The sequence below is a fragment of the Methylophilus glucosoxydans genome (assembly GCF_042676145.1).
GTDB classification, from domain to species: domain Bacteria; phylum Pseudomonadota; class Gammaproteobacteria; order Burkholderiales; family Methylophilaceae; genus Methylophilus; species Methylophilus glucosoxydans.
In genome coordinates, this window is sequence record NZ_JBHTJW010000009.1 from 1 (window position 1) to 746 (window position 746).

The window sequence follows — 746 nt, forward strand, 5'->3', positions numbered from 1 at the left end:
GCCTTGAATTGACCACTCACGGTACCAGTCACGGGGATGGCGGCAGCAGTCGATTCAGCAACGTTCACAATGCCATCACCAGCAACGTTTGCATCCAGGCTGATCGCCAAGGCTGGGGGCAACAAGTTCACAGTGTATGTCTGCGTATCAGTGGCGGTTGCGCTGTTACCTACAGTATTCGTTGTGGTCACGCTCGCAAAAATAGTGCTGTCAGCATCAGCCGCCAGATCTGCACCAGGAACATTGATGGAGAACTTACCACCATCCAACACTGCACCTGTGAAGGTTTTGTTGTTAATGGTCAAGGTAACAATGTCACCTGCCTTGAATTGACCACTCACGGTACCAGTCACGGGGATAGCTGCAGCAGTCGATTCAGCAACGTTCACAATGCCGTCACCAGCAACGTTTGCATCCAGGCTGATTGCCAAGGCTGGAGGCAACAAGTTCACGGTGTATGTCTGTGTATCCGTCGCGGTCGCAGTGTTACCCGCAGCGTTGGTTGTGGTCACGCTCGCAAAGACAGTGCTGTCAGGGTCAGCGGCCAAGTCTGCACCAGGGACTTTGATAGAGAATGTACCGTCGGTCGCTACAGCACCAGTGAAGTCTTTGCCATTGATCGTAATGGTAACAATGTCACCTGCCTTGAATTGACCACTCACGGTACCAGTCACGGGGATGGCGGCAGCAGTCGATTCAGCAACGTTCACAATGCCATCACCAGCAACGTTTGCATCCAGGCTGAT

Annotated in this window: 1 protein-coding gene; it reads right to left on the bottom strand. The window is 52.9% G+C overall.

Annotated features, from left to right (window positions below):
• A partial coding sequence (locus ACFQ1T_RS14305) for an Ig-like domain-containing protein (protein WP_379077984.1) occupies positions 1–746 on the bottom strand: 746 nt, incomplete at both ends.